Origin of the sequence: Bradyrhizobium sp. cf659 (assembly GCF_900113725.1) — a bacterium.
Lineage (GTDB): Bacteria > Pseudomonadota > Alphaproteobacteria > Rhizobiales > Xanthobacteraceae > Bradyrhizobium.
In genome coordinates this window covers 200,796-225,824 of sequence record NZ_FOQJ01000011.1, presented here as the reverse complement: position 1 = coordinate 225,824, position 25,029 = coordinate 200,796, and the positions used below count along the sequence as shown (strand labels likewise).

26 protein-coding genes and 1 pseudogene are annotated in these 25,029 nt (G+C 63.6%); 22 read left to right on the top strand and 5 right to left on the bottom strand.

What is annotated here, in order from left to right; translation table 11 throughout:
* Positions 1–76 precede the first annotated feature (76 nt).
* Both BM118_RS32800 and BM118_RS32795 read left to right on the top strand, forming a co-directional pair.
* Entirely contained in the window at positions 77–1,261 is a 1,185-nt protein-coding gene (locus tag BM118_RS32800; protein ID WP_092191062.1) for a FecR family protein, read from the top strand.
* 59 nt (positions 1,262–1,320) lie between these two features.
* Positions 1,321–4,059 (top strand): EAL domain-containing protein, encoded by a 2,739-nt coding sequence (locus BM118_RS32795; protein ID WP_177234900.1) that lies wholly within the window; start codon positions 1,321–1,323, stop codon positions 4,057–4,059.
* A gap of 28 nt (positions 4,060–4,087) precedes the next feature.
* On the opposite strand, the gene BM118_RS32790 is transcribed toward BM118_RS32795, so the two are convergent.
* Positions 4,088–4,348 carry a hypothetical protein gene (locus BM118_RS32790; RefSeq protein WP_092191058.1) on the bottom strand — a complete coding sequence of 87 codons (261 nt, stop codon included), beginning with the start codon at positions 4,346–4,348 and terminating at the stop codon, positions 4,088–4,090.
* A gap of 271 nt (positions 4,349–4,619) precedes the next feature.
* On the opposite strand from BM118_RS32790, the gene rocF reads away from it, so the two are divergent.
* From rocF to BM118_RS32770, 4 genes are all read left to right on the top strand, one after another.
* Entirely contained in the window at positions 4,620–5,597 is a 978-nt protein-coding gene (gene rocF / locus BM118_RS32785) for an arginase (RefSeq protein ID WP_092191056.1), read from the top strand.
* A gap of 160 nt (positions 5,598–5,757) precedes the next feature.
* On the top strand, positions 5,758–7,029 hold the full coding sequence (soxC, locus tag BM118_RS32780) for a sulfite dehydrogenase (protein WP_092191054.1): 1,272 nt from the start codon (positions 5,758–5,760) through the stop codon (positions 7,027–7,029).
* Positions 7,016–7,558, top strand: coding sequence for a c-type cytochrome (locus BM118_RS32775; protein ID WP_092191052.1), 543 nt, complete (start codon positions 7,016–7,018; stop codon positions 7,556–7,558). The genes soxC and BM118_RS32775 overlap by 14 nt, the downstream gene beginning before the upstream one ends.
* A 116-nt stretch (positions 7,559–7,674) precedes the next feature.
* Positions 7,675–7,959: a hypothetical protein gene (locus BM118_RS32770; protein ID WP_092191050.1), complete on the top strand. Its 285-nt coding sequence runs from the start codon at positions 7,675–7,677 to the stop codon at positions 7,957–7,959.
* Between the two features lie 6 nt (positions 7,960–7,965).
* On the opposite strand, the gene BM118_RS32765 is transcribed toward BM118_RS32770, so the two are convergent.
* Positions 7,966–9,180: a mandelate racemase/muconate lactonizing enzyme family protein gene (locus tag BM118_RS32765; RefSeq protein WP_092191048.1), complete on the bottom strand. Its 1,215-nt coding sequence runs from the start codon at positions 9,178–9,180 to the stop codon at positions 7,966–7,968.
* Between the two features lie 224 nt (positions 9,181–9,404).
* Positions 9,405–10,655, bottom strand: a complete 1,251-nt coding sequence (locus tag BM118_RS32760) for an NRAMP family divalent metal transporter (RefSeq protein ID WP_177234912.1) — start codon at positions 10,653–10,655, stop codon at positions 9,405–9,407.
* A 363-nt stretch (positions 10,656–11,018) separates the two neighbouring features.
* On the opposite strand from BM118_RS32760, the gene BM118_RS32755 reads away from it, so the two are divergent.
* From BM118_RS32755 to BM118_RS41860, 4 genes are all read left to right on the top strand, one after another.
* On the top strand, positions 11,019–11,696 hold the full coding sequence (locus BM118_RS32755; RefSeq protein ID WP_092191044.1) for a phytanoyl-CoA dioxygenase family protein: 678 nt from the start codon (positions 11,019–11,021) through the stop codon (positions 11,694–11,696).
* Between the two features lie 152 nt (positions 11,697–11,848).
* Positions 11,849–12,040, top strand: coding sequence for a DUF3606 domain-containing protein (locus tag BM118_RS32750; protein ID WP_092191042.1), 192 nt, complete (start codon positions 11,849–11,851; stop codon positions 12,038–12,040).
* A 72-nt stretch (positions 12,041–12,112) separates the two neighbouring features.
* Complete coding sequence (locus BM118_RS32745; RefSeq protein ID WP_092191040.1) at positions 12,113–12,286, top strand: DUF3606 domain-containing protein; 174 nt, start codon at positions 12,113–12,115, stop codon at positions 12,284–12,286.
* A 21-nt stretch (positions 12,287–12,307) separates the two neighbouring features.
* The gene (locus BM118_RS41860) at positions 12,308–12,457 is read left to right on the top strand and encodes a hypothetical protein (RefSeq protein ID WP_177234899.1); all 150 of its coding nucleotides are present in this window, start codon (positions 12,308–12,310) and stop codon (positions 12,455–12,457) included.
* A gap of 12 nt (positions 12,458–12,469) precedes the next feature.
* On the opposite strand, the gene BM118_RS32740 is transcribed toward BM118_RS41860, so the two are convergent.
* A complete protein-coding gene (locus BM118_RS32740; RefSeq protein WP_092191038.1) occupies positions 12,470–12,655 on the bottom strand; it encodes a hypothetical protein in 186 nt (61 codons plus the stop codon).
* A 326-nt stretch (positions 12,656–12,981) separates the two neighbouring features.
* Here BM118_RS32740 and BM118_RS41855 point away from each other — a divergent pair, with 326 nt between their 5' ends.
* From BM118_RS41855 to BM118_RS32700, 7 genes and pseudogenes are all read left to right on the top strand, one after another.
* On the top strand, positions 12,982–13,176 hold the full coding sequence (locus tag BM118_RS41855; RefSeq protein ID WP_177234898.1) for a hypothetical protein: 195 nt from the start codon (positions 12,982–12,984) through the stop codon (positions 13,174–13,176).
* A 324-nt stretch (positions 13,177–13,500) separates the two neighbouring features.
* Positions 13,501–13,749 (top strand): hypothetical protein, encoded by a 249-nt coding sequence (locus BM118_RS32725; protein WP_092191036.1) that lies wholly within the window; start codon positions 13,501–13,503, stop codon positions 13,747–13,749.
* A gap of 420 nt (positions 13,750–14,169) precedes the next feature.
* Entirely contained in the window at positions 14,170–14,856 is a 687-nt protein-coding gene (locus BM118_RS32720; protein ID WP_177234897.1) for a hypothetical protein, read from the top strand.
* 136 nt (positions 14,857–14,992) lie between these two features.
* Positions 14,993–15,130: pseudogene (locus BM118_RS32715) on the top strand (GNAT family N-acetyltransferase); the annotation flags it as partial.
* Positions 15,131–15,376: 246 nt separating this feature from the next.
* Positions 15,377–16,639 (top strand): CaiB/BaiF CoA transferase family protein, encoded by a 1,263-nt coding sequence (locus BM118_RS32710; RefSeq protein WP_177234911.1) that lies wholly within the window; start codon positions 15,377–15,379, stop codon positions 16,637–16,639.
* 187 nt (positions 16,640–16,826) lie between these two features.
* Positions 16,827–18,056 (top strand): acyl-CoA dehydrogenase family protein, encoded by a 1,230-nt coding sequence (locus BM118_RS32705; protein ID WP_177234896.1) that lies wholly within the window; start codon positions 16,827–16,829, stop codon positions 18,054–18,056.
* Positions 18,057–18,065: 9 nt separating this feature from the next.
* Positions 18,066–18,629, top strand: a complete 564-nt coding sequence (locus BM118_RS32700; protein ID WP_092191030.1) for a flavin reductase family protein — start codon at positions 18,066–18,068, stop codon at positions 18,627–18,629.
* Between the two features lie 25 nt (positions 18,630–18,654).
* On the opposite strand, the gene BM118_RS32695 is transcribed toward BM118_RS32700, so the two are convergent.
* Complete coding sequence (locus BM118_RS32695; RefSeq protein ID WP_092191028.1) at positions 18,655–19,563, bottom strand: NAD(P)-dependent oxidoreductase; 909 nt, start codon at positions 19,561–19,563, stop codon at positions 18,655–18,657.
* Between the two features lie 177 nt (positions 19,564–19,740).
* On the opposite strand from BM118_RS32695, the gene BM118_RS32690 reads away from it, so the two are divergent.
* The 5 genes from BM118_RS32690 to BM118_RS32670 all read left to right on the top strand — a co-directional run bounded on the left by BM118_RS32690 (position 19,741) and on the right by BM118_RS32670 (position 25,013).
* On the top strand, positions 19,741–20,724 hold the full coding sequence (locus BM118_RS32690) for an ABC transporter substrate-binding protein (RefSeq protein ID WP_177234910.1): 984 nt from the start codon (positions 19,741–19,743) through the stop codon (positions 20,722–20,724).
* Positions 20,725–20,801: 77 nt separating this feature from the next.
* Positions 20,802–22,496 carry a dihydroxy-acid dehydratase gene (ilvD, locus tag BM118_RS32685; RefSeq protein WP_092191024.1) on the top strand — a complete coding sequence of 565 codons (1,695 nt, stop codon included), beginning with the start codon at positions 20,802–20,804 and terminating at the stop codon, positions 22,494–22,496.
* Between the two features lie 125 nt (positions 22,497–22,621).
* Positions 22,622–23,467, top strand: coding sequence for an ABC transporter ATP-binding protein (locus BM118_RS32680; protein ID WP_092191022.1), 846 nt, complete (start codon positions 22,622–22,624; stop codon positions 23,465–23,467).
* Entirely contained in the window at positions 23,464–24,249 is a 786-nt protein-coding gene (locus BM118_RS32675) for an ABC transporter permease (RefSeq protein WP_092191020.1), read from the top strand. The genes BM118_RS32680 and BM118_RS32675 overlap by 4 nt, the downstream gene beginning before the upstream one ends.
* On the top strand, positions 24,246–25,013 hold the full coding sequence (locus tag BM118_RS32670) for an ABC transporter permease (RefSeq protein ID WP_092191018.1): 768 nt from the start codon (positions 24,246–24,248) through the stop codon (positions 25,011–25,013). The genes BM118_RS32675 and BM118_RS32670 overlap by 4 nt, the downstream gene beginning before the upstream one ends.
* The last annotated feature ends 16 nt before the right edge of the window (positions 25,014–25,029 follow it).

Sequence of the window (25,029 nt, the reverse complement as noted above, 5' to 3'; positions counted from 1 at the left end):
CCAGTTCCCGCTAATTCTCTCTTGAGTGATTTCGGATACGCCTCAGGTCTGGCTGTAACGCGGACTGAGGATCGGCATGCTCGGCAGAAGTGGAATGCGGTGCGCCTTCGCGGCGGTGCTGACCCTGGGAATGGCTTCCGGTGCACTCGCTGCGGAGGATGGCGTCTGGTCGGTCAGCAAAGCTGCCGGCGAGGTCTGGGTCGCCACCAACGGCGCGCAGCAGGTGTCGTTGAATCAGCAGGAGGCGCTCAAGCCCGGCGACACCATTCGCACCGGACGTAACGGGCGCGTGCTGCTTGTCCGTGGCGAGGAAACGATGCTGATCTCTCCCAACTCGGTGGTCGGCTTGCCGGCCGAGAAGAAGGACGGTCTCTCGACCACCATCATCCAGCAGGCAGGTTCGATCCTGCTCGAGGTCGAGAAGCGCAACGTCAAGCATTTCGAGGTCGAGACGCCCTATCTCGCCGCCGTGGTCAAGGGAACGCAGTTCAGCGTCACCGTGAATGCGGGCAGCACCCGGGTCGGCGTGCTCCGTGGCCAGGTCGAAGTCTCCGACTTCAAGACGGGACAGATCGCTCAGGTCATGCCCGGACAAGCGGCCACTGCCTTTGAGCATGGCAAGCCCGGCCTCAGCCTGAGCGGTGCGGGGACGTTCAACCCGATCGAACATGGCAAGCCGCGCGCCTCGACGATCGAGCGAATTCCCGTGCCGAAATCGGGACTGTCGGCGCCGCGCAATGCGGCGAGCGGCCATGCGATCCATGCGCTCGGTCCGATCGACAAGGGGACCAAGGCAAACGGTGCGCCGAAGCCATCGGATCGGACGGCCGGAGGTCAGCCACCCAGGGCCGGCGTCGTGCGCATCTCGAGCTCGCTCGGCGAGGTCAAACTGAACGTCCATAAGGTCACGCACGGGCTCGCCCATGACGCAATTGCACCGGGGCGCGTGCGTAACGCGAACGCGAGCACCGGTACCGAGACGCTCTGGAGCGATACGAAGGCGAGCACGACGACCACGGCTGCCAGCAGCTCCGCCGTAACGGCGGCCACCTCGTCGTCAGTTGCGACGACGACCGTTGCGACCACCGCTGGGTCGACCAGCGATGCGTCCGGAGGAAACGCCGGAAAGGGAAGCAACGGGAATAGCAAGGACAACAACGGTAGCGACAACAACGGTGCCACCGGTAACGGCAAAGGCAACAATGGCGGCGGTAACGGCAGCAACGGCCACGGAAATGCCTACGGTCACAACAGACGCTGAGGCGATTTCCTAGGGGATGAGGGGGCGCACTCGCCGAAGCGGGTGTGCGGGAGGATCGGGTGAAACGCTACCGGCCGCATATTCTTGTCGTGATCGCGCTGGCGGTCGTACTGTCCACGGGATGGCACGGTGCGCTTCGCAACGCGCTCACCGATCTGCGATTCGCCTGGCAATCGCGTGCCGCCAGCGGCAATGTCGTCGTGGTGGCCATCGACGCGCCCTCGATCGACCAGATCGGGGTATGGCCCTGGCCGCGCCGACTCCACGCGGAGCTGTTGCAAAAACTCGAAAGTGCCGGCGCGCAGGACGTGGCCTTCGATGTCGATTTCAGCACGCCGTCGGATCCGGCCTCCGACGAGGCGTTCGTCAAGGCGCTTCGAGCGGTCGGCGGCTCGACGATCCTGCCGTCCTTCAGGCAGCCGGCGCCGAATGGTGGCGCGGCTCACATCAATCGCCCCCTGAAGCCGTTCAGCAACCAGTCGTGGCCCGCCGTCGTCAACGTCGCGGTTGAATCCGACGGGCTCGTTCGCCGCTATCCGGTCGGGGAGAAGCTCGGCGACGCGTTGATGCCGTCGATGGCCGTCGTGCTGGCTGGGCAGGACGCCAATCGGCGGTCCCCCTTCCTTATCGACTTCAGTATTCGAGCGGCCTCCATTCCGCGTGTCTCCTATACCGACGTGCTGCACGGCGATGCCGCCACGCTCGACAAGCTGAGAGACAAGAAGATCATCGTAGGTGCGACTGCGCTCGAGCTGGGTGACCGGTTCAGCGTTCCCAATGGCGGCATCGTCTCGGGGCCCGTCCTGCAGGCGCTGGCGGCGGAATCGATCCTCCAGCACCGGATGCTGCGCTGGACGTCCGATGCCGGCATGATCCTCGGCCTGGGTGTGATCTGCCTGCTGATGATGTATTCGTGGCGCCGCTTGGCATCGGGATATCGCGTTGCGGTCCTCATCGCCGCCGGGGCGGCGGTCGAACTGACCGCGGCCCTTGTGCAGGCAAGATGGCCCTTCGTCGTCGACACATCGCTATTCCACATCGCGATCATCGCCTATCTGACCGCAATCGCGCTGGACGAGATCGATTTCCGCGGTCTCCTGGGACGCATCGCCGAGAGCCGCTTTCATCGCATCGCCATGTCGCTCGGCGACGGTCTCGTCTGCACCGATGCGGCTCACCGGATCACGGTCTGGAATCCCGGCGCGAGCGCGATCTTCGGCTATATGCCGGCCGAGATCATCGGCCGCCCGTTCGACACGCTGTGCGCCGCGCCGGCGGACGGCGCCGCAAGGCCGTCCATGCACGATGCCGCGCGCCAGGCGCTCCTCGTCCCCGGCGGGGCGGTCGTCGTCGAGTTCGAGGGCCGGCGCAAGAACGGTGAAACCTTCCCCGTCGAAGCGAGCTTCTCGGGCTGGCAGGGAACGGACGGCTTTCAGTATGGAGCGATCCTGCGCGACATCTCGGTCCGCAAGCGCGAGGTCGAACGCGTCAGATATCTCGCCGAACACGACGCGCTGACCGGTCTTGCCAACCGCAACATGCTGCATGCCGGCCTTACCAGTCTGATCGCCGCGGCGGAGCGGCGGTCTTCGGACGTCGCGCTGCTCGTGCTGGGGCTCGACGGCTTCCAGCAGATCAACGACATGCTTGGACATTCGGCCGGCGACCTCGTGCTGCGGGCCGTCGCCGAGCGGCTCCGGACCGAAGCCGATGGCAAAGCGGTCGTCGCCCGGCTCAGCGGCGACGAATTCGCCATTGCGCTCGATTGCGCGGAGGCTGGCGAACCGATTGTGGAATTCGCCGAGCGGATCGCGCTTGCGTTCGAAGCGCCGCTTGCAACGGGCACACGGCAGCACCGCGTCCGGATCAGCATCGGCGTCGCCGTCTATCCCGACGGTGGACACAACGCGGACGACCTTCTGAGCAACGGCCATCTCGCGCTGAGCCGCGCCAAGGCGACGCGACGCGGCAGCCACGTGATCTTCGAGAGTGCGATCAGGCAGGAGCTGGAGAACCGCTTGACGCTCGAGAGCGAGCTGGCGCTTGCCGCGGACCATGGCGAGTTCGAACTGTTCTACCAGCCGCAGGTTCGCCTGGTCGACGGCGGCCTGGTCGGGGCGGAAGCGCTCATCCGTTGGCGGCATCCCGTGCGCGGCTACGTCTCCCCCGGGGAGTTCATGCCGGTGGTCAATACCTCAGCGCTGTCCGAGCGGATCGCGAACTGGGTGATGGAGACGGCCTGCCAGCAGGCGCGTACGTGGGAGTTGTCGGGCAACAGCGTGCGCGTCGCGATCAACCTCTCGCCGTCGCAGCTGCACTCCGGCGATCTCGCGCATGCGGTTGCGGCCTTGCTCGACGCGACGGGGCTGACGCCGGCGCTGCTCGAGCTCGAAGTCACCGAAGATATCCTCCTCCATGACGAGGGCCGCGTGCTCGACATGTTCAAGCGGATCCAGGAGCTCGGCGTCCGCGTCCTGTTCGACGATTTCGGCACCGGCTACGCAAGCCTCAGCTATCTGAAGAAGTTTCCGCTCGACGGGCTCAAGATCGACCGGTCGTTCGTGCTCGATCTGCTCACCGATTCCGACGATGCCGCGATCGTCGGTTCGACCATCGGCCTCAGCAAGCAGCTCGGGCTCACCGTCGTGGCCGAGGGTATCGAGAACCGGGCTACGGCCGATTTCCTCATCAGCATGGGATGCAAGGAAGGGCAGGGCTATTTCTTCGGCCGACCGATGCCCGCGGATGCCTTCGAACGGCAGTTCCTGACGCAGCCCCAATCCGTCAGCGCGGCCTAGCTGACTCACGTCACGCGGGCTTTGATTGCTAACGCCGGCGGGCGATGGCAACGCCGAACAGGAAGGCGACGAACAGGCTCGCGAGCGGCGCTTCACGTGTGATTGCGGCGACCGTCGAGAGCGGTTTACCCGGCTTTCGAGCTTCGTCGATGACATGCGTCAAGCGGTCGACAGCGGCGCGCAAGCCTCCCGCGACCTCACCGATCGTGTGGGAGACGTCGGTCGCGGCGTCGATGGCGCGCTCGGCCATGCCGGGCTGGGACGGGGGCTGCGGAATTTCGGTGCTCAAATTCGCGAACTCCGCTCTTGACGAAGTGAATGAGGCCGGCACCTTTGGCTATCCGCGCGAGCGCTCGTTAGCGGGTCCGAAGACCTTTGGCTATCCGCGACAGGCGCCGTGACGTACGGCGGGTGCCGGCCTTGCAGGGGAAATGCGGGGCGCGGGGTTTTGTTCCAGGACGGTTTCTCGCGCGGCATCCTTGCACCGTGAAATACCCGTGAAACGACGGGTCCGAATCTCTGTTAGGCTGGCACCACCTTGTGGATGTCAGGAGACTGCCGTGACCGATCGGACCATGCCGGATCGAGACCGGCGCATCGCCCTGCTCGGCGCGCCCATCGACATGGGGGCCTCGCAGCGCGGCACCCTGATGGGCCCGGCGGCGCTGCGCACCGCCGGCCTTGCGACGCTGCTCGAGAGCCTGGACTTCGAGGTCGTCGACTACGGCGATCTCTCCGTGGCCGAGGTCAGTGACCTCGCCGACAGGCCGCCCGAAAAAGCCAATCATTACCGCGAAATCCAGCGCTGGACACGCGTGCTGAGCCGCAGAGGTTATGAAATCGCGAAAACCGGTGCGCTCCCGATCTTCCTCGGCGGCGATCACACGCTGTCGATGGGCTCGGTCAATGCCATGGCGCGCCACTGGCAGGAGCGTGGACGCGAGCTGTTCGTGCTCTGGCTCGATGCGCATGCCGACTACAATACGCCGGAGACGACGATCACGGCGAACATGCATGGCATGTCGGCCGCGTTTCTGTGTGGCGAGCCGGGCCTCGATGGCCTGCTCGGCGATGACCCGCGTGCGTCGATCGATCCTGACAGGCTCGATCTGTTCGGCGCGCGGTCAATCGACAAGCTCGAAAAGGAGTTGATGCGCGCACGCCGGATCAAGGTTGTCGACATGCGCCAGATCGACGAGTTCGGCGTCGCCGTGCTGATCCGCCGTGTCATCGAGCGGGTCAAGGCGAGCAATGGCGTGCTGCATGTCAGCTTCGATGTCGATTTCCTCGATCCATGCGTGGCGCCCGGGGTCGGCACCACGGTGCCGGGTGGCGCGACCTATCGCGAAGCACATCTGATCATGGAGCTGCTGCACGATTCCGGCGTGGTGGGGTCGGTCGACATCGTTGAGCTCAATCCATTCCTGGACGAACGTGGACGAACCGCGCGCACCGCGGTCGAGCTGATCGGCAGCCTGTTCGGGCAGCAGATCACCGACCGGCCGACGCCAAGCAATGCGATCGCGCCGGGCGAGTGATGCGCGCGCCGTTTGTGCATTGCAAAGAAGGGAACTGCTGTCAGCGCGGGCGGATTTAGATCAGTCATGATCGAAATCGCCTGCTTTTGAAACGGCTGCGAATTGCAAATGCAGTTCGCGGAGGGTTTCATGCGGGCCGAGCTTCAGCCGAGGATCCGTAATGAGCAGCACGATCGACGCCGACGAGAAATCTGCGCCACCAACACGCCGTCGCTTCCTGCAGGGCGGCACTGCAGTGGCGAGCGGCGCGCTTCTTGGCACGGGCGCCGCTGCGGGCGCAGAGACGAATAACCTTCCTCCCAACATTCCCGAATGGATGAAGGAGCCGGGCGAGCCGATGGGAAGCCAGCCCTATGGGGCGCCTTCGCCGTTCGAGAAGGGGGTCGTCAAGAACATCTCGAAGGCTCTCAAGCAATATATCTCGGCGTCCAGCCGGACGCCCTTGCAGGAGCTCGACGGCATCATCACGCCGAACGGGCTGTTCTATGAGCGGCATCATGGCGGCGTCCCGACCATCGATCCGGCGCAGCATCGGCTGATGCTTCACGGCCTTGTCGAACGGCCCCTGATCTTCACCATCGACGATTTGAGGCGCTTCCCGTCGGAGTCGCGCATCCACTTTCTCGAATGCTCCGGCAATCCCGGTTACACCAAACCCTATGGCAAGACGGCATCGGACCTCGTCGGCCTGGTGAGCTGCGCGGAATGGACCGGCGTCAGCCTGAAGCTGGTGCTTCAGGAGGCGGGGTTGAAACCGGAGGCCAAATGGGTGGTTGCCGAGGGCGCCGACGCGGCCGCGCTGACGCGCAGCATTCCGATCGAGAAATGCCTCGAAGACGCCATGCTGGTCTACAGCCAGAACGGCGAGCGGCTGCGCCCGCAGCAAGGGTATCCGCTGCGGCTGTTCCTGCCGGGCTTCGAAGGCAACATGAGCGTGAAATGGTTGCGCCGCCTGCATGTGGCTGCCGAGCCCGTGTATTCGCGCGAGGAGACTTCGAAATACACCGATCTCCTGCCCGACGGCACGGCGCGGGAGTTCTCCTTCTACATGGAAGCGAAGTCGATCATCACCCGTCCATCCGGTGGTCAGCGTCTGAGCGCGCCCGGCTTCCACGAGGTCACCGGCATCGCCTGGAGCGGGCAGGGCAAGATCGCCCGCGTCGAGGTGTCCGTCGACGACGGGAGGAACTGGCAGGACGCGCGATTGCAGGAGCCGGTGCTGACGCGTGCACTGACACGCTTCCGCTTGCCGTGGCAATGGGACGGCAAGCCCGCTGTGATCCAGAGCCGCGCCATTGACGAGACCGGCTTTGTGCAGCCGACGCTGGCCGAACTGCTCGCAGTGCGCGGCGAGAATTATTTCTACCACAACAATGCAATCTGGCCCTGGCGCATCGCGGCGGACGGCGAGGTGACCAATGCGCTGGCGTGAGGTTTGCGGCATCGCATCAGCAATCGTGCTGTGTGCCTTTGGGAACGGAGCGCAGGCACAAAGTCCTTATGGCATCGGTCGGCCGGCGACGCCCGCCGAGATCGCTGGTTGGAATATCGATATCGGGCGCGACGGCAGCAATCTGCCGAAGGGGAATGGTTCAGTCAGCCGTGGCCGTGAAGTGTTCGCCCAGCAATGTGCCTCGTGTCACGGCGAGAAAGGCGAGGGCGGCTTGGGTGATCGGCTTGTCGGCGGGCAAGGTACGATCGGAACGGCCAAGCCCATTCGCACCGTCGGCAGCTATTGGCCTTATGCGCCGACGCTGTTCGATTATATCCGTCGCGCCATGCCGCAGAACGCGCCGCAGTCGCTGAGCGATGAGGACGTCTATGCGGTCTCCGCCTATGTCCTGAACCTGAACGGGCTGGTGGGAGCGGACGCGACGCTCGACGCGAAATCGCTTGCGGCCGTGAAGATGCCGAACCGCGACAGGTTTGTCGGCGATGCGCGGCCCGACGTCAAAAAGTGAACGGGCGCGGGGGCGAGGTTCCCCTGCGCTGGCTTGGAACTTGCTTCGGCGAGGAGGGAACTCGCGGGACGTCATTGAATTAACCTGCGAGAGCAAAAAAAGGCACGGATCCTTTGATGGCAGCTGATCGCTTCGCTAACTCCATGTCCACGGCGCTTCGCCATCCCGGCGTGATCGCGTTGATCGTGGCCGCCTTGACCATTGCTGCGATGCTGATCGTGGATCATGGGCCGTGGAGCCGGGCCAAGACGCAGCCGGCCCATGTCGCGATGTATGCAACCACGGGCGAGGCCGCACACGCCGCTGGCGCCAGGGTGCTTCCCACCGAACCGAGATCGCCGGTCGAGCCGGAGCGGCCGGGGCCGAAGACGTCCCCGACCGTCAATCCCGTGACGCCGTAGTTCTAGTCAGCTCTTGCGACCATAGTTGAGAAGCCCGCCGCTCGTCTTCGGTGGATGCGCGCGCAGCGCCTCCTCGTTCGGCTCGGTGCCCCAGCCGGGCCGATCCGGAACGATCAGATGGCCATTCTGGATTTCCGGCTCGTGCGTGAACAGCTCGCGGTCCCAGGACAGGCGATCGATGTCGATCTCCATGATGCGCAGGTTCGGAACGGCCGCGCAGAAATGCGCGTTCATCATCGAGCAGAGATGGCCATAGAAATTATGCGGGGCGACGTTGACCTCGAACGCTTCCGCGGCGGCTGCGATCTTCATCGACTGCCAGACGCCGTTCCAGGGCGTGTCGATGATCGCGACGTCCATCGCTTGCTCGCGGAAATAGGGCAGGAATTCGCGCAGGCCCAGCAGCGTCTCGCAGGATGAGATCGGATGCGGGCTCTGCCTGCGGATGTAGCCGAGCGCTTCCGGATTGAAACTGTCGATCTCGATCCAGAACAGGTCGAGGTCCGCGATGGTGCGCAGGATCTTAAGGTAACCCTCGGTCTTGGCGTTGAAGTTGCAGTCGAGCAGGAGGTCGACGTCGGGGCCCGCGCCGTCGCGGATCGCTTCCAGGTGCATGCGCAAGTCGCGCAGGATCTTGCGGTCGACGTTGATCTCGGGTGCGAAAGGCGAGCCGAAGCCGGGCCGCCAGCCGGTCGGCTTGCCGTCGTCGTAGGAGAAGATGTTGGTCTTGAGCGCGGTGAACTTCTTCTCGCGCACCTCGCGGCCCATCGCCTTGACGCCGTCGAGGCTTTCGATCGGCGGCTTGTACCAGGACGGATGATTGATCCGCCACGTCGCGCAATGCGACCAATACACCCGGACGCGGTCACGGATTTTGCCGCCGAGCAGCTCGTAGCAGGGCACGCCGAGAGACTTCGCCTTGGCATCGAGCAGGGCGTTCTCGATCGCCCCAAGCGCTTGCGCCACCACCCCGCCGGCGGCGGGACGCGTGGCGGCGAACAGTTCGGCGTAGATGCGCTCATGCTGGAAGATATTCTGCCCGATGATGCGGGTGGACAGGCGCTGGATCGCCGCGCCAACACCGGGCGAGCCAAAGCCTTCATCGAACTCGCTCCAGCCGACGACGCCGTCGTCGGTCGTCAGCTTGACGAAGTGGTAGTTTCTCCAGCCGGCATCGCAGGCGAGGATTTCAAGGCTTGTTGCTTTTGATGATTTGGTCATGTCGCTCCCTGTCGTCTGGTCGGGCTTCTTTTCTTGTGGCCAATCGCAGGCCCGGCCCTGGCCAATTGTTAAGCCAACCACGGACCGGCGTGAAGCCCGCAGCAGATGGGGACAGCTATGATCTGCTTTCGATAGACCAGTTCTTGCGGTTCATCAGCGTGCCGGCCGTGTTTGCGGCCTTGATCGTCGCATCGCAAGTTTCGGCGGTATTGTCGCCGGTCTAGTCAGCCCATCGCCGACGAGCCGAGCAGAGCGAGGACGGCCAGCGCCATCAGCGCGGTGCCGAGCCAGCCCAGCGCGACCAGCCACGAGCGGGCCCTGAAACGGCCCATGATCGTGCGGCTCGAGACGATCAGCATCATCATCGCCATGATCGGAACGGCGACGATGCCGTTGAGCACGGCGCTCCAGACCAGCATGTGGATCGAGTCGATGCCGGTGAAGCCGAGGCCGAAGCCGATCGCGGTCGCGGCCGCGATGATGGTGTAGAAGCCGACCGCCTTCTCGGGCTTGGCCTCGAGCGTGGCGCGCCAGCCGAAAATCTCCGCAACCCCGTAAGCGGCCGAGCCCGCCAGCACCGGGATCGCGAGCAGGCCCGTGCCGATGATGCCGAGCGCGAACAAAGCGAAGGTGAAGTCGCCGGCAAGCGGCCGCAGCGCCTCGGCGGCTTCTGTCGCCGAATTGATGCGGGTGACGCCGTTGGCGTTCAGCACCGAGGCCGTGGTCAGGATGATGAAGAAAGCGATGCCGTTCGACAGCAGCATGCCGAGCGTGGTGTCGGCCTTGATGCGCGCGAGCTCGGGGTCGCCGCCGCGCCGCGTCTCCTCGCGCAGCGGTTTGTCGCGCTTGCCCTGGTTCATCTCCTCGACCTCCTGCGAGGCCTGCCAGAAGAACAGATAGGGGCTGATGGTGGTGCCGAGCACGGCGACCACCATCATGAAATAGTCGGCGCTGACATTCGCCTTCGGCCAAACCGCGGCGAGCAACGCGGTGCTCCACGGGATCTCCACGGTGAACGCGGTCGCGACATAGGCGAACAGCGCCAAAGTGAGGAATTTCAGCACCGGCGAATAGCGGCGATAGGGCAGGAACACCTGGAGCAGGGTGGAGCCCGCCGCGAAGATCAGGGCGTGCTCGTGGTTGAGACCGCCGATGACGAGCGAGAGCGCCTCGGCCATCGCAGCGATGTCGGCGGCGATGTTGAACGTGTTCGCGACGACGAGCAGGCAGACGAGCGCCAGCACCGCCCAGCGCGGCGCGATCCGCATCACGTTGGCGGCAAGCCCTTTTCCGGTGACCCGGCCGATCTGCGCGCTGACGAGTTGAATGGCGATCATGAACGGCGTGGTCAGAAACACCGTCCAGAGCAGCCCGTAGCCGAATTGCGCGCCGGCCTGCGAATAGGTGGCGATGCCGGAGGGATCGTCGTCCGCCGCCCCGGTGACGAGGCCGGGGCCCAGTCGTTGCAGCAGCATCGATCCCGACTTCGTCGGTGCGTCGGCGCTGTCGTGCCTGGTGGGGCGGTGTTTCAGGGCGGACCTTCCGGAATTGCGAATCCAGGTCTTAAGCGCGATCATGGCCGCAAAGTTCCTGGGTGGCCGGCGCCGTGCCATCCGCCGAAGCCGATGCTGCGCCGTCTGGTTTGACTCGTCGGGCAAGACACCTCTAGAGTGGCACCATCACAGACATCGTCGAGCCCGCGCCGTGACCGGTCGCGGGCTCTTCTTTTGCGCCTGTGCAGCTCCAGTTCAAAACAGGCCGCACGCCGGCGGGCTGACGCCTTCCCCGGCGATCGACGCAGCCCTTGCGAGCGGCACGTTTAGGTTGTAGTGAGCGCCATGAACCATGATCCGGCGCCCACGAAGGTCGATCCCCTGAAGGCTGAGCAGGCTGTTGCTCTCGACCGTGACGGTTATCTCCTGCTGCGCGGCGCAGTCCCCGCGGCGTGGCGCGATGCGTTGCGCGCGGCTTTCGATTCCGGCGTGGGGACCGGCGACCAATGGGCCGCCCCCCGGGGCGCCGGCTGGCGCCACGCCCTCGTCGATCTCGACCCGACGGTGCAGCGGACCTGCCGCCTGCCATTGCTGCTGGCGGCGGCGGCGCAGATGCTGGGTGGTCCCTTCTTCCTCTCCCAGGTTGAAGGCCGCGAGCCGCTTCCGGGCGGCGGCCACCAGCCCCTTCATCGCGATGGCGCCGGCATGAAGGCCGTCGCCGCCCTGGTCTTCCTCGACGCTTACGGGCCGGACAACGGCGCCACGCGCGTGGTCCCGCGTCATCTCGACAGCGGCGCGCCCGACGAGACCCTGTCGCTCATTACGGCCGGCGAGGCGGGGGACATCCTGGTGTTCGACGCCGATCTGCCGCATGGGGCGACCTGCAACCGCTCCGGCGCGCGGCGGCGTTCGCTGTTGCTGAGCTTCATGCCGGAAGGCGTTCGGGCGACCGTGGAGGCCAGTCGCGCGGTCCGCAACGTGCGCATGGACACCGGCGAGGTGTTTATTCCCTGTGAGCGATAATTCCGGATGCGGAGGAACGCCGCTTCACCGCGCATCTTGACTTCGTGGCGACGGAATCTTCGCGAGGAGCGGGACAGTCACCATCGCGACGAGGGCGGCGTCATGCCCGCCTTGTCGCGGTTCGGCCCATCCCCTCAGCAGCAGAGACAGACATGAACAGGTCCAGGCCGGTCAATCTTCGCAACTCGCTCAACTTGAGCGACAAGGTGCAGGTCAAGACCCTGCGCAAGCGCCTCAAGCTGTCGCCCGATCAGTTCGCCGATGCGCTTCGAAAATCAGGCAATTCGATCTCGGCCCTCGTCAAGGAAGCGGCCGCCGCGAGACCCGGCAAGCTGGAGGCGTAAGCCGCCGGCCGGATTTAGGAACAGCGTGCCGATGACGACGTTTCCCGTTTTCAGGAAGCGAGGAATCGTCCGATGGACAATCTGACGAAGCGCGAGCAGCCGGACCGCAGCAAGATCAACATGGACGAGGCCTTTGAGGTCAAATACTGGACCCATGCGCTCGGCGTCTCGAAGGAGGAGCTGCAAAAGGCCGTCGACAAGGTCGGCAATTCGGCTGCGGCCGTCCGCAAGGAGCTCGCGGTGTAGCTGATACAACCGGAGGGTATCATGGGCCTGGAAGCAGTCTTCTTCATCGGCGCCTTCGTCCTGCTGGCGGCGCTGATCTATGGCGTGCTGCGCAACCGCTACCGCAGCCGCACCGAGCGGCATGTCGCCGACAGCATCGTGCGCGAGCGCTACAAGAACAACGAGACGTGAGGCGGCGTCTGGCTACTTGATGCTGACGAACATGCCCCAGGCGGCGGCCAGCGCCGCGCCGGCGAAGACGACCACCGGATTGTCGCAGAACGCGTTGCCGTAGCGGCACACGTCCGCGCCGAGCTGGCCGAGCTCGTGATGGCTCGCGGAGTAGAACAGTCCCGACAACCCCAGCAATGCGGCGGCGACGTAATACATCGGCGATCTCTCCGAACCTTTCCGGTTGCGCCCTCGTGGGAGGGCATGTCCCAGCTTGGCGCGAAGAGATTTCATTCCGCCAAATCCGATTTGCTGCATTTGAATAAAGTTGCTCCGTCGGGCAAAACACTGGCATGATGGCAGCATCGGGCATTTCCAGAGAGTCCCGCATGGCCGCTTCCGACCCTTGCGGACTTCAGCCGCTGCTATTGCGACACCGGCTTTTGACCCTGAGCAGATTAGGTAAGCCCGCCCCGGAAATTTGAATCTATCCCGGGAACAAGTTGCAATTCCGTGCGTTAGGGGCGTCGTTGGGAGAAACCGTCGTGCCGACCGCTGAGTACTATTTGAAGCAAGCCGAAATTGCGTCCCGGATGGCACTGGCAGAATCCGACTCAGAAAAAGCGAGGGCCATGCATATCCTTGCCTTGGAGTATTACGACAAGGCCTACCTTGCGCAGGTCCGAGAAGCGTCGCCACCGCAGCCAAGCAACTCGCCCAACATCATCCAGAGGCAGTGAGAGCGCGATCGTTGACGGTTTCGGATCTCGCCTCATGGGGACCTTCGCGCACATGGTGGCCGGCGGGCGGATGTTCCGCTTTGTCTCCAAGCGGCGATTTGCAACGTGACAGCCCCGACGAAACACGCCTGAAACAGTGCTGAAACCCGATTGTCCTGAACTCCTTTTCCGCCGGCCTCGACCAACCAAGCGAAAAGGAGACAATCATGATCCAGATCGGTTCGAAGGAAGAAGTCGCGTTCCTGCTGGCGCTGTTCGGCACCCACACCCAGCCGGTCAAGCGGCCGAAGCCGAAATCGCGGCAAGGCTGAAGGCGGTGATCCCATGCCCGGCTTGGCCGAATGCCAGAGCCTCTTGCGCCTTTTGATCGCGAGGGGAGATCCGAAGGCCATCCCGATCGCCAAGGGCGCCATCGATCAATTTCTGAACACGGCGCCGGTCAGCGCCCGCGGGCGCGGCCTGCGCGTGCTCCAGCGCGATGCGCTCGACCAGCACGACCTCGCGGTCGGCGTGCAGCGTTCGTTCGCCGAAACGGTGGACGCTTATATCGAGCGGAAGTTGGCGGAGGAGTGAGGCCACCCGGGCCGCGGCTTGCGGCTCGCATCCGCCGGCCAGGCTGCCGCGAGCGGTGTTGCCGGACGAACGCGCGTTTGACATTGTTCTTGGTTTGTTCTATTGTGGCGCTCAACCTGTGAGCGAGCCGCGATGAACTTCCGTCGCGCCTCGAAACTTCAGTGAGGCGGCCGATGAGTAAGTCTTTTCTTGCCCTGATCTTGCTGGAAACGCCTGCAACTCCGGACATGGTCGCGGTTGCCGAAGCTACGCGCCGAAGTGGCTGCCAACGATCCCGATGCGCCCGAGTTCTACGGCTTCGAGCAGCCTGAGGCCAGCGATGCGCGTGACAAGGAAACGCCATCAAACGCGACGAAGGATCGCGGGAAACGCTCGGCCGAACTCGATCCCGATCTCGAGCAGCTCATGCAGCATCCGCAGGTGCGCCTCGCGCTCGAGGAGAAGGTAGGCGAAGTCGAGCGCGCGCGGCGGAGTTATGCCGACGGCCTCGATGCGGCGATGCAGATCGCGCAAGCGAGCTTTATCAGCCAGTTTCCGGAATTGGCCGGGCTGCCGCCAGAGCGGCTTCCGGAGGCCCTCGCGCAAATGGCGCACCAGGATCCCGCAAAGCTGTCCCGCGTCCAGGCGATCGTCGCGGGCAGCGAGCAGTTGCGCGCTCGGCAGAATGAGGAGATGCGGCGGACGGCGGAAGCCTCGCGGCGCAATTTTCAGAACTATGCAAAGGCAGAGGATGCCCGACTCGAGACGCTGCTCAAGGAAGAGACGAGAGACGTCAGGCAGGCCGTCGCACAGGAGATCATGGCGTCGGCCAAGGCCAGTGGCATCGAACCGGAGGAACTGCAACGTCTCTTCGACAGCGAACCGCTGATGCGCAATGCGACGTTCCAGCGCATGATGTACGATGCCGGCAAATACCGACTGATGATGAAAGCGAGGGATGCCGTGGCGGCAAAGCCGATGCCGCCGGTGCAGAGGCCGGGCATGGCGGCGAGCCGAGGCGATCGTAATCAGCATGATCTGCGAACGCTGAGCGCGCGCCTATCGAGCACCGGCGATCTCAAGGATGCGGTCGCGCTCTATCAGGCGAAGACAGCCGCGCGGCGATGAGGGGTGTACCAGCGAGCCTTCGCGTGCGAAGAACAACGAGTGTACCTTGGCTCTAAATGAGACGTTGTGCATACAGGATAGGATACCCATGCTGCTGAGACGTATTTTGTCCGTCGTGATTGTCGCGACAGGCCTTTGGGACAGCATCGTCTCCGATACGACGGACAACCCGGTATCTGCCAATAATTTCATCCGGGCCGGCTATCGGCTCTATGAGCCCGAAATACCCTGGGCCTGGTCGCATACGCTTTACTGGCGAAAACGGCTGCGCTGAGTTGGGGCGCGGGTGTTTCCCGTGATGCGGAACGCGGCGTTCGTGGCGTAGAACGGCACGCGCGAGACGCGGTGCAGCCTTACACGCCCAAAATGTCGAGAGGCCCGGCAGCTTGACGGCTGCCGGGCCCTTTTTGCGTTTTCAGACGATGTGGTTGAAGCACTTGCGGAGTCGGTGGCGCCGGGCTTTAAGTTTGCTTCTGCAGGAAATTCGGCGACCATAAGCCGATGTAAGGGAGCACCATCGATGTCCACCAAGCCTCAATTGCCGGAACGTTCGTCGCGAGTCACGGGAGGACCTACGGCGCTCGATGGTCTGCTGGTCGTCGATTTCACGCGCGTGGTCGCTGGCCCGGCCTGCACACAGACGCTCGCCGATTTCGGCGCGCGCGTCATCAAGATCGAGAACCCGGACGGCGGCGATGACACGCGCGCGTATGAACACGCCGAAACCGGCGGCGAGAGCGCCGCTTATCTCAGCCTGAACCGCAACAAGCGCGGTATCGCGCTCGACCTCACCGTGCCCGTAGCCCGCGAGATCGCGCTGGATCTGATCCGCAAAGCCGACGTGGTCGTCGAGAATTTCTCGAGCGGGGTCATGAAGAAATTCGGCCTCGACTACGAAGCGGTCGCGCCGCTCAATCCTCGGCTGGTCTATTGCTCGATTTCCGCCTATGGGCGCACCGGGCCGTTCGCTTCGCGTCCCGGTTTTGATCCGATCACGCAGGCGGAAAGCGGCTTCATGTCGCTCAACGGATTTGCCGACGGTCCTCCAGTCCGCACCGGCCCGCCCATCGTGGATATCGCGACGGGAATGACCGCCTGTAACGCTATCCTTCTGGCCCTGCTGGCGCGCGATCGGCTCGGCCGTGGCCAGCATGTCGAGGTGGCCCTGTTCGACATCGCGATGGCGATGACGAGCTTCTACGGCATGGCCTATCTGATCAACGGTGAGAACCCTGGACGGTTCGGCAATTCGCCGAGCGGGTCTCCCACTGTCGGCGTCTACGAGGCCTCCGATGGACCGCTTTACATGGCCTGCGCCAACGACCGGCTCTATCGCCGGCTGGTCGTCGAGGTGCTGAACCGGCCCGACCTCATCACCGATCCGCAATTTGCGACGCGCAAAGCACGCTCCGAGAACAAGGAGCTCTTGCGGGCGGCCATTGCGGAGGTCTTTGCAAGCGATACCCTCGAGAACTGGATGGCGAAAATGAAGCTGGCCAATATTCCGGTCGGCTATCTCCGCACCGTCGAAGAGGGCTTTAACGCACCCGAGGCCCGCGACCGCCATCGGTTGAGCCGGATTCCGCATCCCACGGCGGACTGGGTCCCCAACATCGAAACCCCGATTACCATGAGCCTGACCGGCGCGATCGATCCCGTTGCCGCGCCCCTGTTGGGCGAGCATACCGAGAATGTCTTGCGTGACACGCTAGGTTACGACCAGCGTCGGATCACGGAGCTCACTCAAAGGGGCGTCTTTGGATCGGGCAAGCCCTCGGTCTAGCCCGGATGGTTAACCTTGAGGGGCGGGCATCGCGGCGTGCCGACCTCTGCTTCGCGATGCGGCCGTTCGCGGCATCGCATCCTTTTCAAGCACCCCGGGGGTCAGGGCGACGACACGGTGTTGGCCTTGCATCGGCTTGATTTGGCGAGGTTCCGGCCGCATAAATGTGGGAAAGCGAGGGATGCGAATGGCGCCTGGTCAAGACCCGAGCGTGGGCCAGCCTGCGGGGCCGGAATCCGGCGAACGCGCCTATGCGGCAATGATCGCGAAGGCTCGGGCGCTCGTGCCACGACTGCGAGAGCGGGCAGCACGAACCGAAGAGCTGCGCTACCTTCCGCCCGAGACCGAACGGGACCTGCACGACGCGGGCCTGTTCCGGATGCTCCAGCCCAGGCGCATTGGCGGCGCCGAGCTCGACTATGTCGCCCTGATTGATTGCGCCGATCTGCTCGGACAAGCGGACGCGTCGGCCGCCTGGAATCTCGCCAATCTGGCGAGCCATCACTGGATGCTCGGCATGTTCGAGAAAAAGGCGCAGGATCTGGTCTGGGGCCGTGATCCGGATGTGCTGATCGCATCCTCATTCATCTTTCCTGCGGGCCGCGCCACGAGGGTGGAAGGCGGATACCAACTGCACGGAAGCTGGCCATTCTCCTCGGGCGTTGCGTCCTGCGAATGGAACATGCTTGCAAGCGTGGTTTCCTCTGACGATGAGGCAGACGGCATCGAGTATCGGATCTTTTTGCTTCCGAAACACGATTACAAGGTACTCGACACCTGGAATGTCGCGGGATTGCGCGGTACGGGGTCTTGCGACGTGGAAGTCAGGGAGGCCTTCGTGGCGGACCATATGACGGTTGCCGTCGGAGAGCTTGCCGGCGGCCGGGCGCCTGGAAGCAAGGTCAATCCCAATCCGTTGTATGCGCTACCCGTGTTCTCGCTGTTTCCTTACGTCCTGTCCGGCGTCGCGCTGGGGAATGCGCAGGCGTGCCTGAACGACTATATCGAGGTCGCCCGTCATCGCATTTCCACCTACAACCGTGCCAAGCTGAGCGACTTCCAAAGCACGCAGATCAAGATCGCGGAGGCCTCGGCCAAGATCGATGCTGCGCGTCGGATCATGCGTTCGGCCTGTATTGATGCCATGGAGGACGCACGACGCAGCCATATTCCGGACATAGCGACCAAGACCAGGTACCGACGTGACGGTGCTTTCTCGGTCAATCTATGTACCGACGCGGTCTCAATGCTATTTGCGGCGAGCGGGGCGCGCGGCCTCTTCACGGCGGGCGTGTTGCAGCGGCAGTTCCGCGATGCGCACGCAATCAACTCGCATCTCGCATTCAATTTCGATGCGGCTGGGACCAATTATGGACGCGTGGCACTGGGCCTGCCGTCCGAGAATCTAACGTTGTGAGGCCGGCCGATGAATGATCTGCCGAAGCAGCCGGCCGTTCCCGATCCAGCCAACGAACTCGCAAGCGACAGCTCGTCGATCGACCCCCGCGACTTTCGCACCGCGCTCGGCACCTACGGAACAGGCGTAACGATCATCACCGCCGTGGCTCCTGATGGAAAGCCCTATGGCATCACCTGCAATTCCTTTGCGTCGGTCTCCTTGAATCCGCCTCTCGTTCTCTGGAGCCTCGGAGTTTATTCTTCGAGCCTGGCGGTGTTTCAGAACGCAAGCCATTTTGCGGTTCACGTGCTCGGCGCTTCGCAACAGGCGCTCGCAAACAGATTCGCGAAATCGTCCGACGATAAATTCGCTGGCGTCGACTGGACGCCGGGGCTCGGCGACGCTCCCGTGCTTGCCGAGAGCGTCGCCAATTTTCAATGCCGCTCCGTCAACCGCTATTATGGCGGCGATCACGTGATCTTTCTGGGTGCGGTCGAAGCCTATGCCTACAATGCCAAGGATGCGTTGCTGTTTGCGCGTGGGACGTATGGCCGGTTCCTGGCCGACGATGAACGCAAGAAGACACCGTAACGCGTTTCAGGTCGTGCCCGGTGGCTCAATGCTCTGCCGCTGAAAGCTTGTAGATCTCCAGCGCGTCGGCATCCGCGCCTCGCGCGGCTTTGGCCAGTCTGAAGAGCTGTCCCGCAAGGGTGGCCATCGGCACCGGTGTCGACGTCGTCTGCGCGACATCGGCAACCGTATCGAGGTCCTTGAGCATCGTGGCGATATGGCCGAGCGGCGGTGAGTGAATGCCCTGGACCATTCTCGGCACGAACAGCTGAAGTGGGATCGAATCCGCAAACCCGCCCGCGAGCGCTTCGGGCAGCCGATTGGCGTCGATTCCGGCGTTCACGGCAAGGCGTGTTGCTTCCGCGAGAACGGCCATCGCGCATCCGACGATCACCTGGTTACAGAGTTTTGCGGTCTGGCCGGCGCCGGTGGGGCCCATGTGAGTGAACCTACGGGCCATGGCCAGCACATAGGGCCGCACTCTCTCGATGTCGGCAGCATCTCCGCCGGCCATGATGGCAAGCGTGCCTTCCTCGGCGCCCTTGGTGCCGCCGGACACCGGTGCATCGATCCAGCCCGCGCCGTTCGCAGCTTTCAGTCGCGTTGCGAGGTCGCGCGCGGCGTCGGGATGGATTGACGAGAAGTCGACGACGAGCTTGCCGGCGCCGGGAGCCGTTGAGAGACCTTCGGCTCCGAAAATCACCTCTTCCACGGCCGCGGCGTCCGTCACGCACATGAAGACGATGTCCGAGCCCGCCATAATGTCGCGGGGGCTGGCTCCATGCCTTGCGCCGGCTTCGACGAGTGGAGCGACCTTGCCTTCTGATCGGTTCCAGACACTGACCTGATAGCCGGCCTTGAGCAGGCGCCGGGTCATGGGCGTTCCCATGAGTCCAAGGCCGAGATAGCCGAACCGCTCGACGCCTTGCGGGTTTGCCTTGCTCGCATCAGCCATAGGTTGCCTCCTCCTGTCGCAGCACGACGGCGCGCGACCGCCGCTTTACCATACATGGCGCGTCGCGCGGCGAAACCGGAGCGCTTGCATGGCTTGCTTGATTGTTTGAACCATGAAACATTTGGACCGGTCGGGTTGGGTGGCGCCGGTCGGCGCCGGAGCAACGGAGTGGGCGCGATGCGAACGGTTTCGAGGTTGATGCTGGCAACGGGGGCGGTGGCGGCCTTGATTGCGGGCGCAAGCCCCTCACGGGCGCAGCAGACGATCCGCGTCGGATGGACCATCCCGGCCGAGGAATCCAAATACTGGATGATGCGCAGGCCGGCTGAATTTCCCAATCTCGGCAAGACCTACAACATTGAATGGACCCAATTTCAGGGTACAGCGCCGATGACGCAGGCATTGGCGGCAGGCGCACTAGATTGCGCGACGCAGGCACCGCTGTCGCTCTCCAACGGTGTCGTCGGCGGCAATCTCAAGGCCTACATCGTGGCTCAGCACGTCTTCGAGAAGCCCGGCGGTTTCTCGGTCTACTGGGCTGTCATGGATGACTCGCCGATCAAGACAATTGCCGATCTCAAGGGCAAGACCGTCGGCATTTCCGTGATCGGCGGCGGCACGCAAGGGCCTTTCAACCTGCTCCTGAAGCAGAATGGCATCGATCCGGCCAAGGATATCAAGCTGGTCGAGGTCGGCTTTGCCGTCTCCGAGGACGCATTGCGCCAGGGCCGCGTCGACGCGGTCAACATGAATCAGCCGTTTGCCGCACGCGCGGAAGCGAAGGGCGGCACAAGGAAACTGTTCTCGCTGTCCCAGGCGATGCCGAACATCGTGCACATCCTGGAAGCCTGCCGTGCCGATTTCGTCGACAAGAACCCGGAGTTGGTCAAAGCCTATGTCCGCGACATCACGTCGGGCATGAAGAAGGCGCTGGCGAACCGCGAAGAGACCCTGAAGGTCGTGTCCGAGGTGCTGAAAGCGCCTGTTCCGGTGCTCGAGACCTACCTGCTCAAGGACAACGACTTTGGTCGTGATCCGGGCGCGGCGCCGAACTTCCCGGCGATCCAGAAGATGCTGGACATCTACGCGGAGACAGGAATGCTGCCGAAGCTGGACGTCGCACAGTTCAAACATCCGACGATCGTCGCACCGTTGCAATAAGTGTTCGCGCCGCCTTTTTGAGAGATGCATAGCGATGTCCCGCCGTGTGCGGGACGTCGCACGAAGATGATGCAAGTATGAAGAAGTTGCGATCACGGATAACGACCGACGGCCTCGACCGGGCCCCCCACCGCGCATTCATGCGCGCAATGGGACTGGACGATGCGGCAATTGCCAAGCCGATGGTTGGCATTGTCAGCATGAAGGGCGAGCAGACGCCCTGCAACATGACCCACGACTTCCAGGTGGCCGCGGCCAAGACGGGCATCGAGGAGGCCGGCGGTACGCCGCGCGAATTCTCGACCGTGTCGGTCTCCGACGGGATCAGCATGAATCACGAGGGAATGAAGTTCTCTCTCTTTTCCCGCGAGCTGATCGCCGACTCGATCGAGGCTGTCGTTCATGGTCTCGCTTATGACGCGCTGATCGGATACGGCGGATGCGACAAGACGCTTCCCGGCGTGATGATGGGCATGGTCCGTTGCAACGTGCCGTCCATTTTCATCTACGGCGGCAGTTCGCTGCCGGGGCGCGTGGACGGACGAACGCTGACAGTGCTCGACTCCTACGAAGCGGTCGGCAGCTTCATGACCGGAGAGATCGACGGCGCCACACTGGAGCGGATCGAGCGCGCCTGCCTGCCGACGATCGGTGCGTGCGCCGGCCAGTTTACTGCGAACACCATGGGAATGGTGTCGGAGGCGATGGGGCTCACCATTCCCAACGTCTCGATGGTGCCCGGTGTCTACGCCGAACGCGCGCAGATCTCGCGTCGCGCCGGGCGGCTGATCATGGAAATGCTGGAACGCGGCGGGCCGCTGCCTCGCGACATCGTGACGCGGAAATCACTGGAGAACGGCGCAGCGATCGTCGCCGCTACGGGCGGTTCGACCAACGCCGCGCTGCACCTGCCGGCCATCGCGAACGAGGCCGGCATCGCATTCACGATCGATGACGTCGGTGAAGTCTTTGCCAGGACGCCGCTGATCGGAAACCTGCGGCCCGGAGGCAAATACACGGCCAAGGATGTCTACGATTTGGGTGGCGCCGCCGTGGTGATCCAGGAGCTGATTCAAAGTGGCCACATCGATGGTAACTGCATCACCATCACCGGCCGCACGCTTGCCGAAGAATATGGCGGGGCCAACCCGCCGGACGGTGAGGTCGTCTACGCGGCAAGTGCGCCGATCATGCCGGATGGCGGTGTGGCGGTGCTGAAGGGCAACCTCTGTCCGGACGGCGCAGTCATTAAGGTCGCAGGTTTGAAGAGCCAGTTCTTCGAGGGTGTCGCGCGCGTTTTCGAGGACGAGGAGGCCTGTGTCGCAGCGGTTCGCGACCGCAGCTACAAGGCAGGTGAGGTCCTGGTGATCCGCAACGAAGGGCCGGTCGGCGGCCCCGGTATGCGCGAGATGCTCGGCGTCACCGCGCTGATCTACGGGCAGGGCATGGGCGAAAAGGTGGCCCTGATCACCGACGGGCGGTTCTCCGGCGCGACCCGCGGCATGTGCATCGGCTACGTGTCCCCCGAAGCATTCGTTGGCGGTCCGTTGGCCCTTGTTCGCGACGGCGACAGGATCCGGATTGATGCTGCAAACCGGCGGATGGATATGCTGGTCGACGAGCAGGAGCTCGCGTCGCGCCGACGTGATTGGAAGCCACGCCCGCCGCGTCACCGTGCAGGCGCGCTCGCAAAATATGCGCGACTGGTTGGCCAGGCGCCGGGCGGAGCGGTTACCCATGAGGGGCCGGCAGAATGGCCCTGGTTCGAATGACGCGGCGTACCTGTGCGAGAACGGCCACCTGCCTGGCAAGTTTCTTGCTACGCTCCTTCCGCTGATGGAGGACATTCAGCAGACAAGTTGCGCGACGTTCGCGCGCGGGTGAAGTGAGAGACGGGATGAAGGTAGTGCCTTCGAGATCGAGCCAATGGGTGAGACCGGTGACGTCACAAAAGCCGGCATCTGCGATCATCGAGATCGACCGCGTCTCGCAGGTTTTTCAGACCTCGGCGCGCAAGGATCATTTGGCGCTATCGGACATCTCGCTGACGATCGACGAGGGCGCCTTTGTCTCCATCCTTGGTCCGTCAGGTTGTGGCAAGTCGACACTGCTCTACATCGTCGGGGGCTTCGTCAGCCCGACCGGTGGTTCGGCGAAGATCAAGGGACAGGCGATCACAGGACCCGGTCCGGATCGCGGACCAGTATTCCAGGAGTTTGCGCTCTTCCCCTGGAAAACCGTGCTGGGCAATGTGATGTACGGGCCGCGTCAGCAGGGCGTGCGGACGCCTGAGGCTGAAGCGCAGAGCCGGGCGCTGATCGAGATGGTCGGCCTCAAAGGCTACGAGAACTTCTATCCCAAGGAGCTGTCGGGCGGCATGAAGCAGCGCGTGGCGCTGGCCCGGACGCTCGCCTACCATCCCGAAGTCCTGTTGATGGACGAACCGTTCGGCGCGCTCGACGCGCACACGCGGACGCGCCTGCAGAACGATCTCCTGAACATATGGGAGCGCGACCGCAAGACGGTGCTGTTTGTCACCCATTCGGTCGATGAGGCCGTCTTCCTCTCGGACAAGGTCGTGATGATGTCGAAATCGCCCGGCCGCATCCGGCAGGTGATCGATATCGATCTGCCGCGGCCGCGCCGCCGCAACGAGCTGTTGCTCGATCCGCGCTACCAGAAGTATGTCGTCGACATCGAGCGCATGTTCGACGAGGTCGACGAGACCGGATCGCCGTCATGACATTGCTGGCTACCTCCGCCAGACGTGCTGCCCCGGTGTTCGCCTGCATCGGGCTGCTGGCGATATGGCAGGTTGCCTCGCTCGGGCTGAAGAACGACAGCTTTCCGACGGCGATCGAGGCGATCCGGGCGATTCCGGATATTCTCGGCGATAAGGAGTCGCTGATCAACATCCTGGCCTCACTGCGTCGCATGGCAATCGGGTTCGGTGTTGCAGTGCTGATTTCGATTCCTCTCGGCCTGCTGATGGGACGCAGCCGTGCGGTTGCGGCCTTCTTCAATCCGCTTCTGATGGTGATCTACCCGGTGCCAAAGGCAGCATTGATGCCGATCATCATGCTGTGGCTGGGGGTCGGTGATATCGCGAAGACGCTGGTGATCTTCCTCGGCGTCAGCCTGCCCGTGATCTATCATAGCTTCGAGGGCGCCAGGGCGGTCGAAGAGAAGATGTTGTGGTCAGGCGCGGCCATGGGGCTCTCGCCCCTGCAACGACTGGTCCGGATCGTATTGCCGGCGGCACTGCCGGAGATCCTGACCGGGTGCCGGACGGGCTTGGTGCTGGCGCTGATCACGATGATTACCAGCGAGATGATCGCTCGCCAGTCCGGCGCCGGGAACATCCTGTTCAATGCGCTCGACATGGGTCAATACGACACGGTCTTCGCGATGATCATCATCGTGGGGGCGATGGGAATCTGCCTCGATGCGATCTTCGAGCGGGTCCGCGCCAGGCTCGTGCGCTGGTCCGAACCTCAGTTCGACATACCGTTGAGCTTCTCATGACGCCGCGTATTCTCCCATCAAATGTCTTTCTCGGAGTCGCGCCAATCGTGCTGGTGATCGCGGTTTGGCAAGGCCTGGTGTCATTCGGCTTTGCGCCTGCGGTCCTGCTACCACCGCCCGGATTCGTCTTCAGCCGTTTGCTCCAGCAGCTCGTGACGTGGACATTTCAGCAGGAGATCGTGGCAACCTTGATCCGGTTGTTTGCCGGCTTTGCGATTGCGGTCGTGCTCGGCGTCAGCATCGGCATTGCCGCTGCCGCCAATCCCGCGATCAATGCCGTGGTTCGGCCGATCGTGCGTGTTCTGGCACCACTGCCCAAGGTCGCGCTCTATCCAGCGCTGCTGCTGCTGCTCGGATTCGGCCATGGGTCGAAGATCACGCTGGTGGCTGCCGATGCGCTGTTTCCCATTCTTCTATCCACCTACTATGGTGCCTCGACCGTCGAGCAGAAATTGATCTGGTCGGCCATGGCGGCGGGAACGCCGCGCTATCAAATCCTCTTCAAGGTGGTGCTGCCGGCGGCGATGCCGTCGATCCTGACCGGGTGCCGGATCGGCCTTGTCATTTCCTGCATCGTGGTGTTTCTGGCCGAGATGATCACGTCGACGGACGGGCTGGGCCACGCCCTCGTCACGGCGGCCCGGACGTTCCAGGCCGTCGACATGTTCGTGCCGCTGATCACGATCTCGCTGCTGGGTTTGATCCTGAATGCGCTGCTGGGCGCTGTGCGATCGTACCTCCTACGGGGCTTTCCCGAAGCGTGACCTGACGGAACAAGAA

Bases quoted from the DNA above. Each gene is read 5' to 3' on its own strand.
- BM118_RS32710 (WP_177234911.1), top strand. From the start codon at position 15,377: ATGTCCACCAAGCCTCAATTGCCGGAACGTTCGTCGCGAGTCACGGGA.
- BM118_RS32700 (WP_092191030.1), top strand. From the start codon at position 18,066: ATGAATGATCTGCCGAAGCAGCCGGCCGTTCCCGATCCAGCCAACGAA.
- ilvD (WP_092191024.1), top strand. From the start codon at position 20,802: ATGAAGAAGTTGCGATCACGGATAACGACCGACGGCCTCGACCGGGCC.
- BM118_RS32680 (WP_092191022.1), top strand. From the start codon at position 22,622: ATGAAGGTAGTGCCTTCGAGATCGAGCCAATGGGTGAGACCGGTGACG.
- BM118_RS32690 (WP_177234910.1), top strand. From the start codon at position 19,741: ATGCGAACGGTTTCGAGGTTGATGCTGGCAACGGGGGCGGTGGCGGCC.
- BM118_RS32800 (WP_092191062.1), top strand. From the start codon at position 77: ATGCTCGGCAGAAGTGGAATGCGGTGCGCCTTCGCGGCGGTGCTGACC.
- BM118_RS32760 (WP_177234912.1), bottom strand. From the start codon at position 10,655: ATGCTGCTGCAACGACTGGGCCCCGGCCTCGTCACCGGGGCGGCGGAC.
- BM118_RS32745 (WP_092191040.1), top strand. From the start codon at position 12,113: ATGGACAATCTGACGAAGCGCGAGCAGCCGGACCGCAGCAAGATCAAC.
- BM118_RS32775 (WP_092191052.1), top strand. From the start codon at position 7,016: ATGCGCTGGCGTGAGGTTTGCGGCATCGCATCAGCAATCGTGCTGTGT.
- BM118_RS41860 (WP_177234899.1), top strand. From the start codon at position 12,308: ATGGGCCTGGAAGCAGTCTTCTTCATCGGCGCCTTCGTCCTGCTGGCG.
- BM118_RS32695 (WP_092191028.1), bottom strand. From the start codon at position 19,563: ATGGCTGATGCGAGCAAGGCAAACCCGCAAGGCGTCGAGCGGTTCGGC.
- BM118_RS32750 (WP_092191042.1), top strand. From the start codon at position 11,849: ATGAACAGGTCCAGGCCGGTCAATCTTCGCAACTCGCTCAACTTGAGC.
- BM118_RS32765 (WP_092191048.1), bottom strand. From the start codon at position 9,180: ATGACCAAATCATCAAAAGCAACAAGCCTTGAAATCCTCGCCTGCGAT.
- BM118_RS32725 (WP_092191036.1), top strand. From the start codon at position 13,501: ATGCCCGGCTTGGCCGAATGCCAGAGCCTCTTGCGCCTTTTGATCGCG.
- BM118_RS32670 (WP_092191018.1), top strand. From the start codon at position 24,246: ATGACGCCGCGTATTCTCCCATCAAATGTCTTTCTCGGAGTCGCGCCA.
- BM118_RS32770 (WP_092191050.1), top strand. From the start codon at position 7,675: ATGGCAGCTGATCGCTTCGCTAACTCCATGTCCACGGCGCTTCGCCAT.
- BM118_RS32740 (WP_092191038.1), bottom strand. From the start codon at position 12,655: ATGTATTACGTCGCCGCCGCATTGCTGGGGTTGTCGGGACTGTTCTAC.
- BM118_RS32675 (WP_092191020.1), top strand. From the start codon at position 23,464: ATGACATTGCTGGCTACCTCCGCCAGACGTGCTGCCCCGGTGTTCGCC.
- BM118_RS32755 (WP_092191044.1), top strand. From the start codon at position 11,019: ATGAACCATGATCCGGCGCCCACGAAGGTCGATCCCCTGAAGGCTGAG.
- BM118_RS32705 (WP_177234896.1), top strand. From the start codon at position 16,827: ATGGCGCCTGGTCAAGACCCGAGCGTGGGCCAGCCTGCGGGGCCGGAA.
- soxC (WP_092191054.1), top strand. From the start codon at position 5,758: ATGAGCAGCACGATCGACGCCGACGAGAAATCTGCGCCACCAACACGC.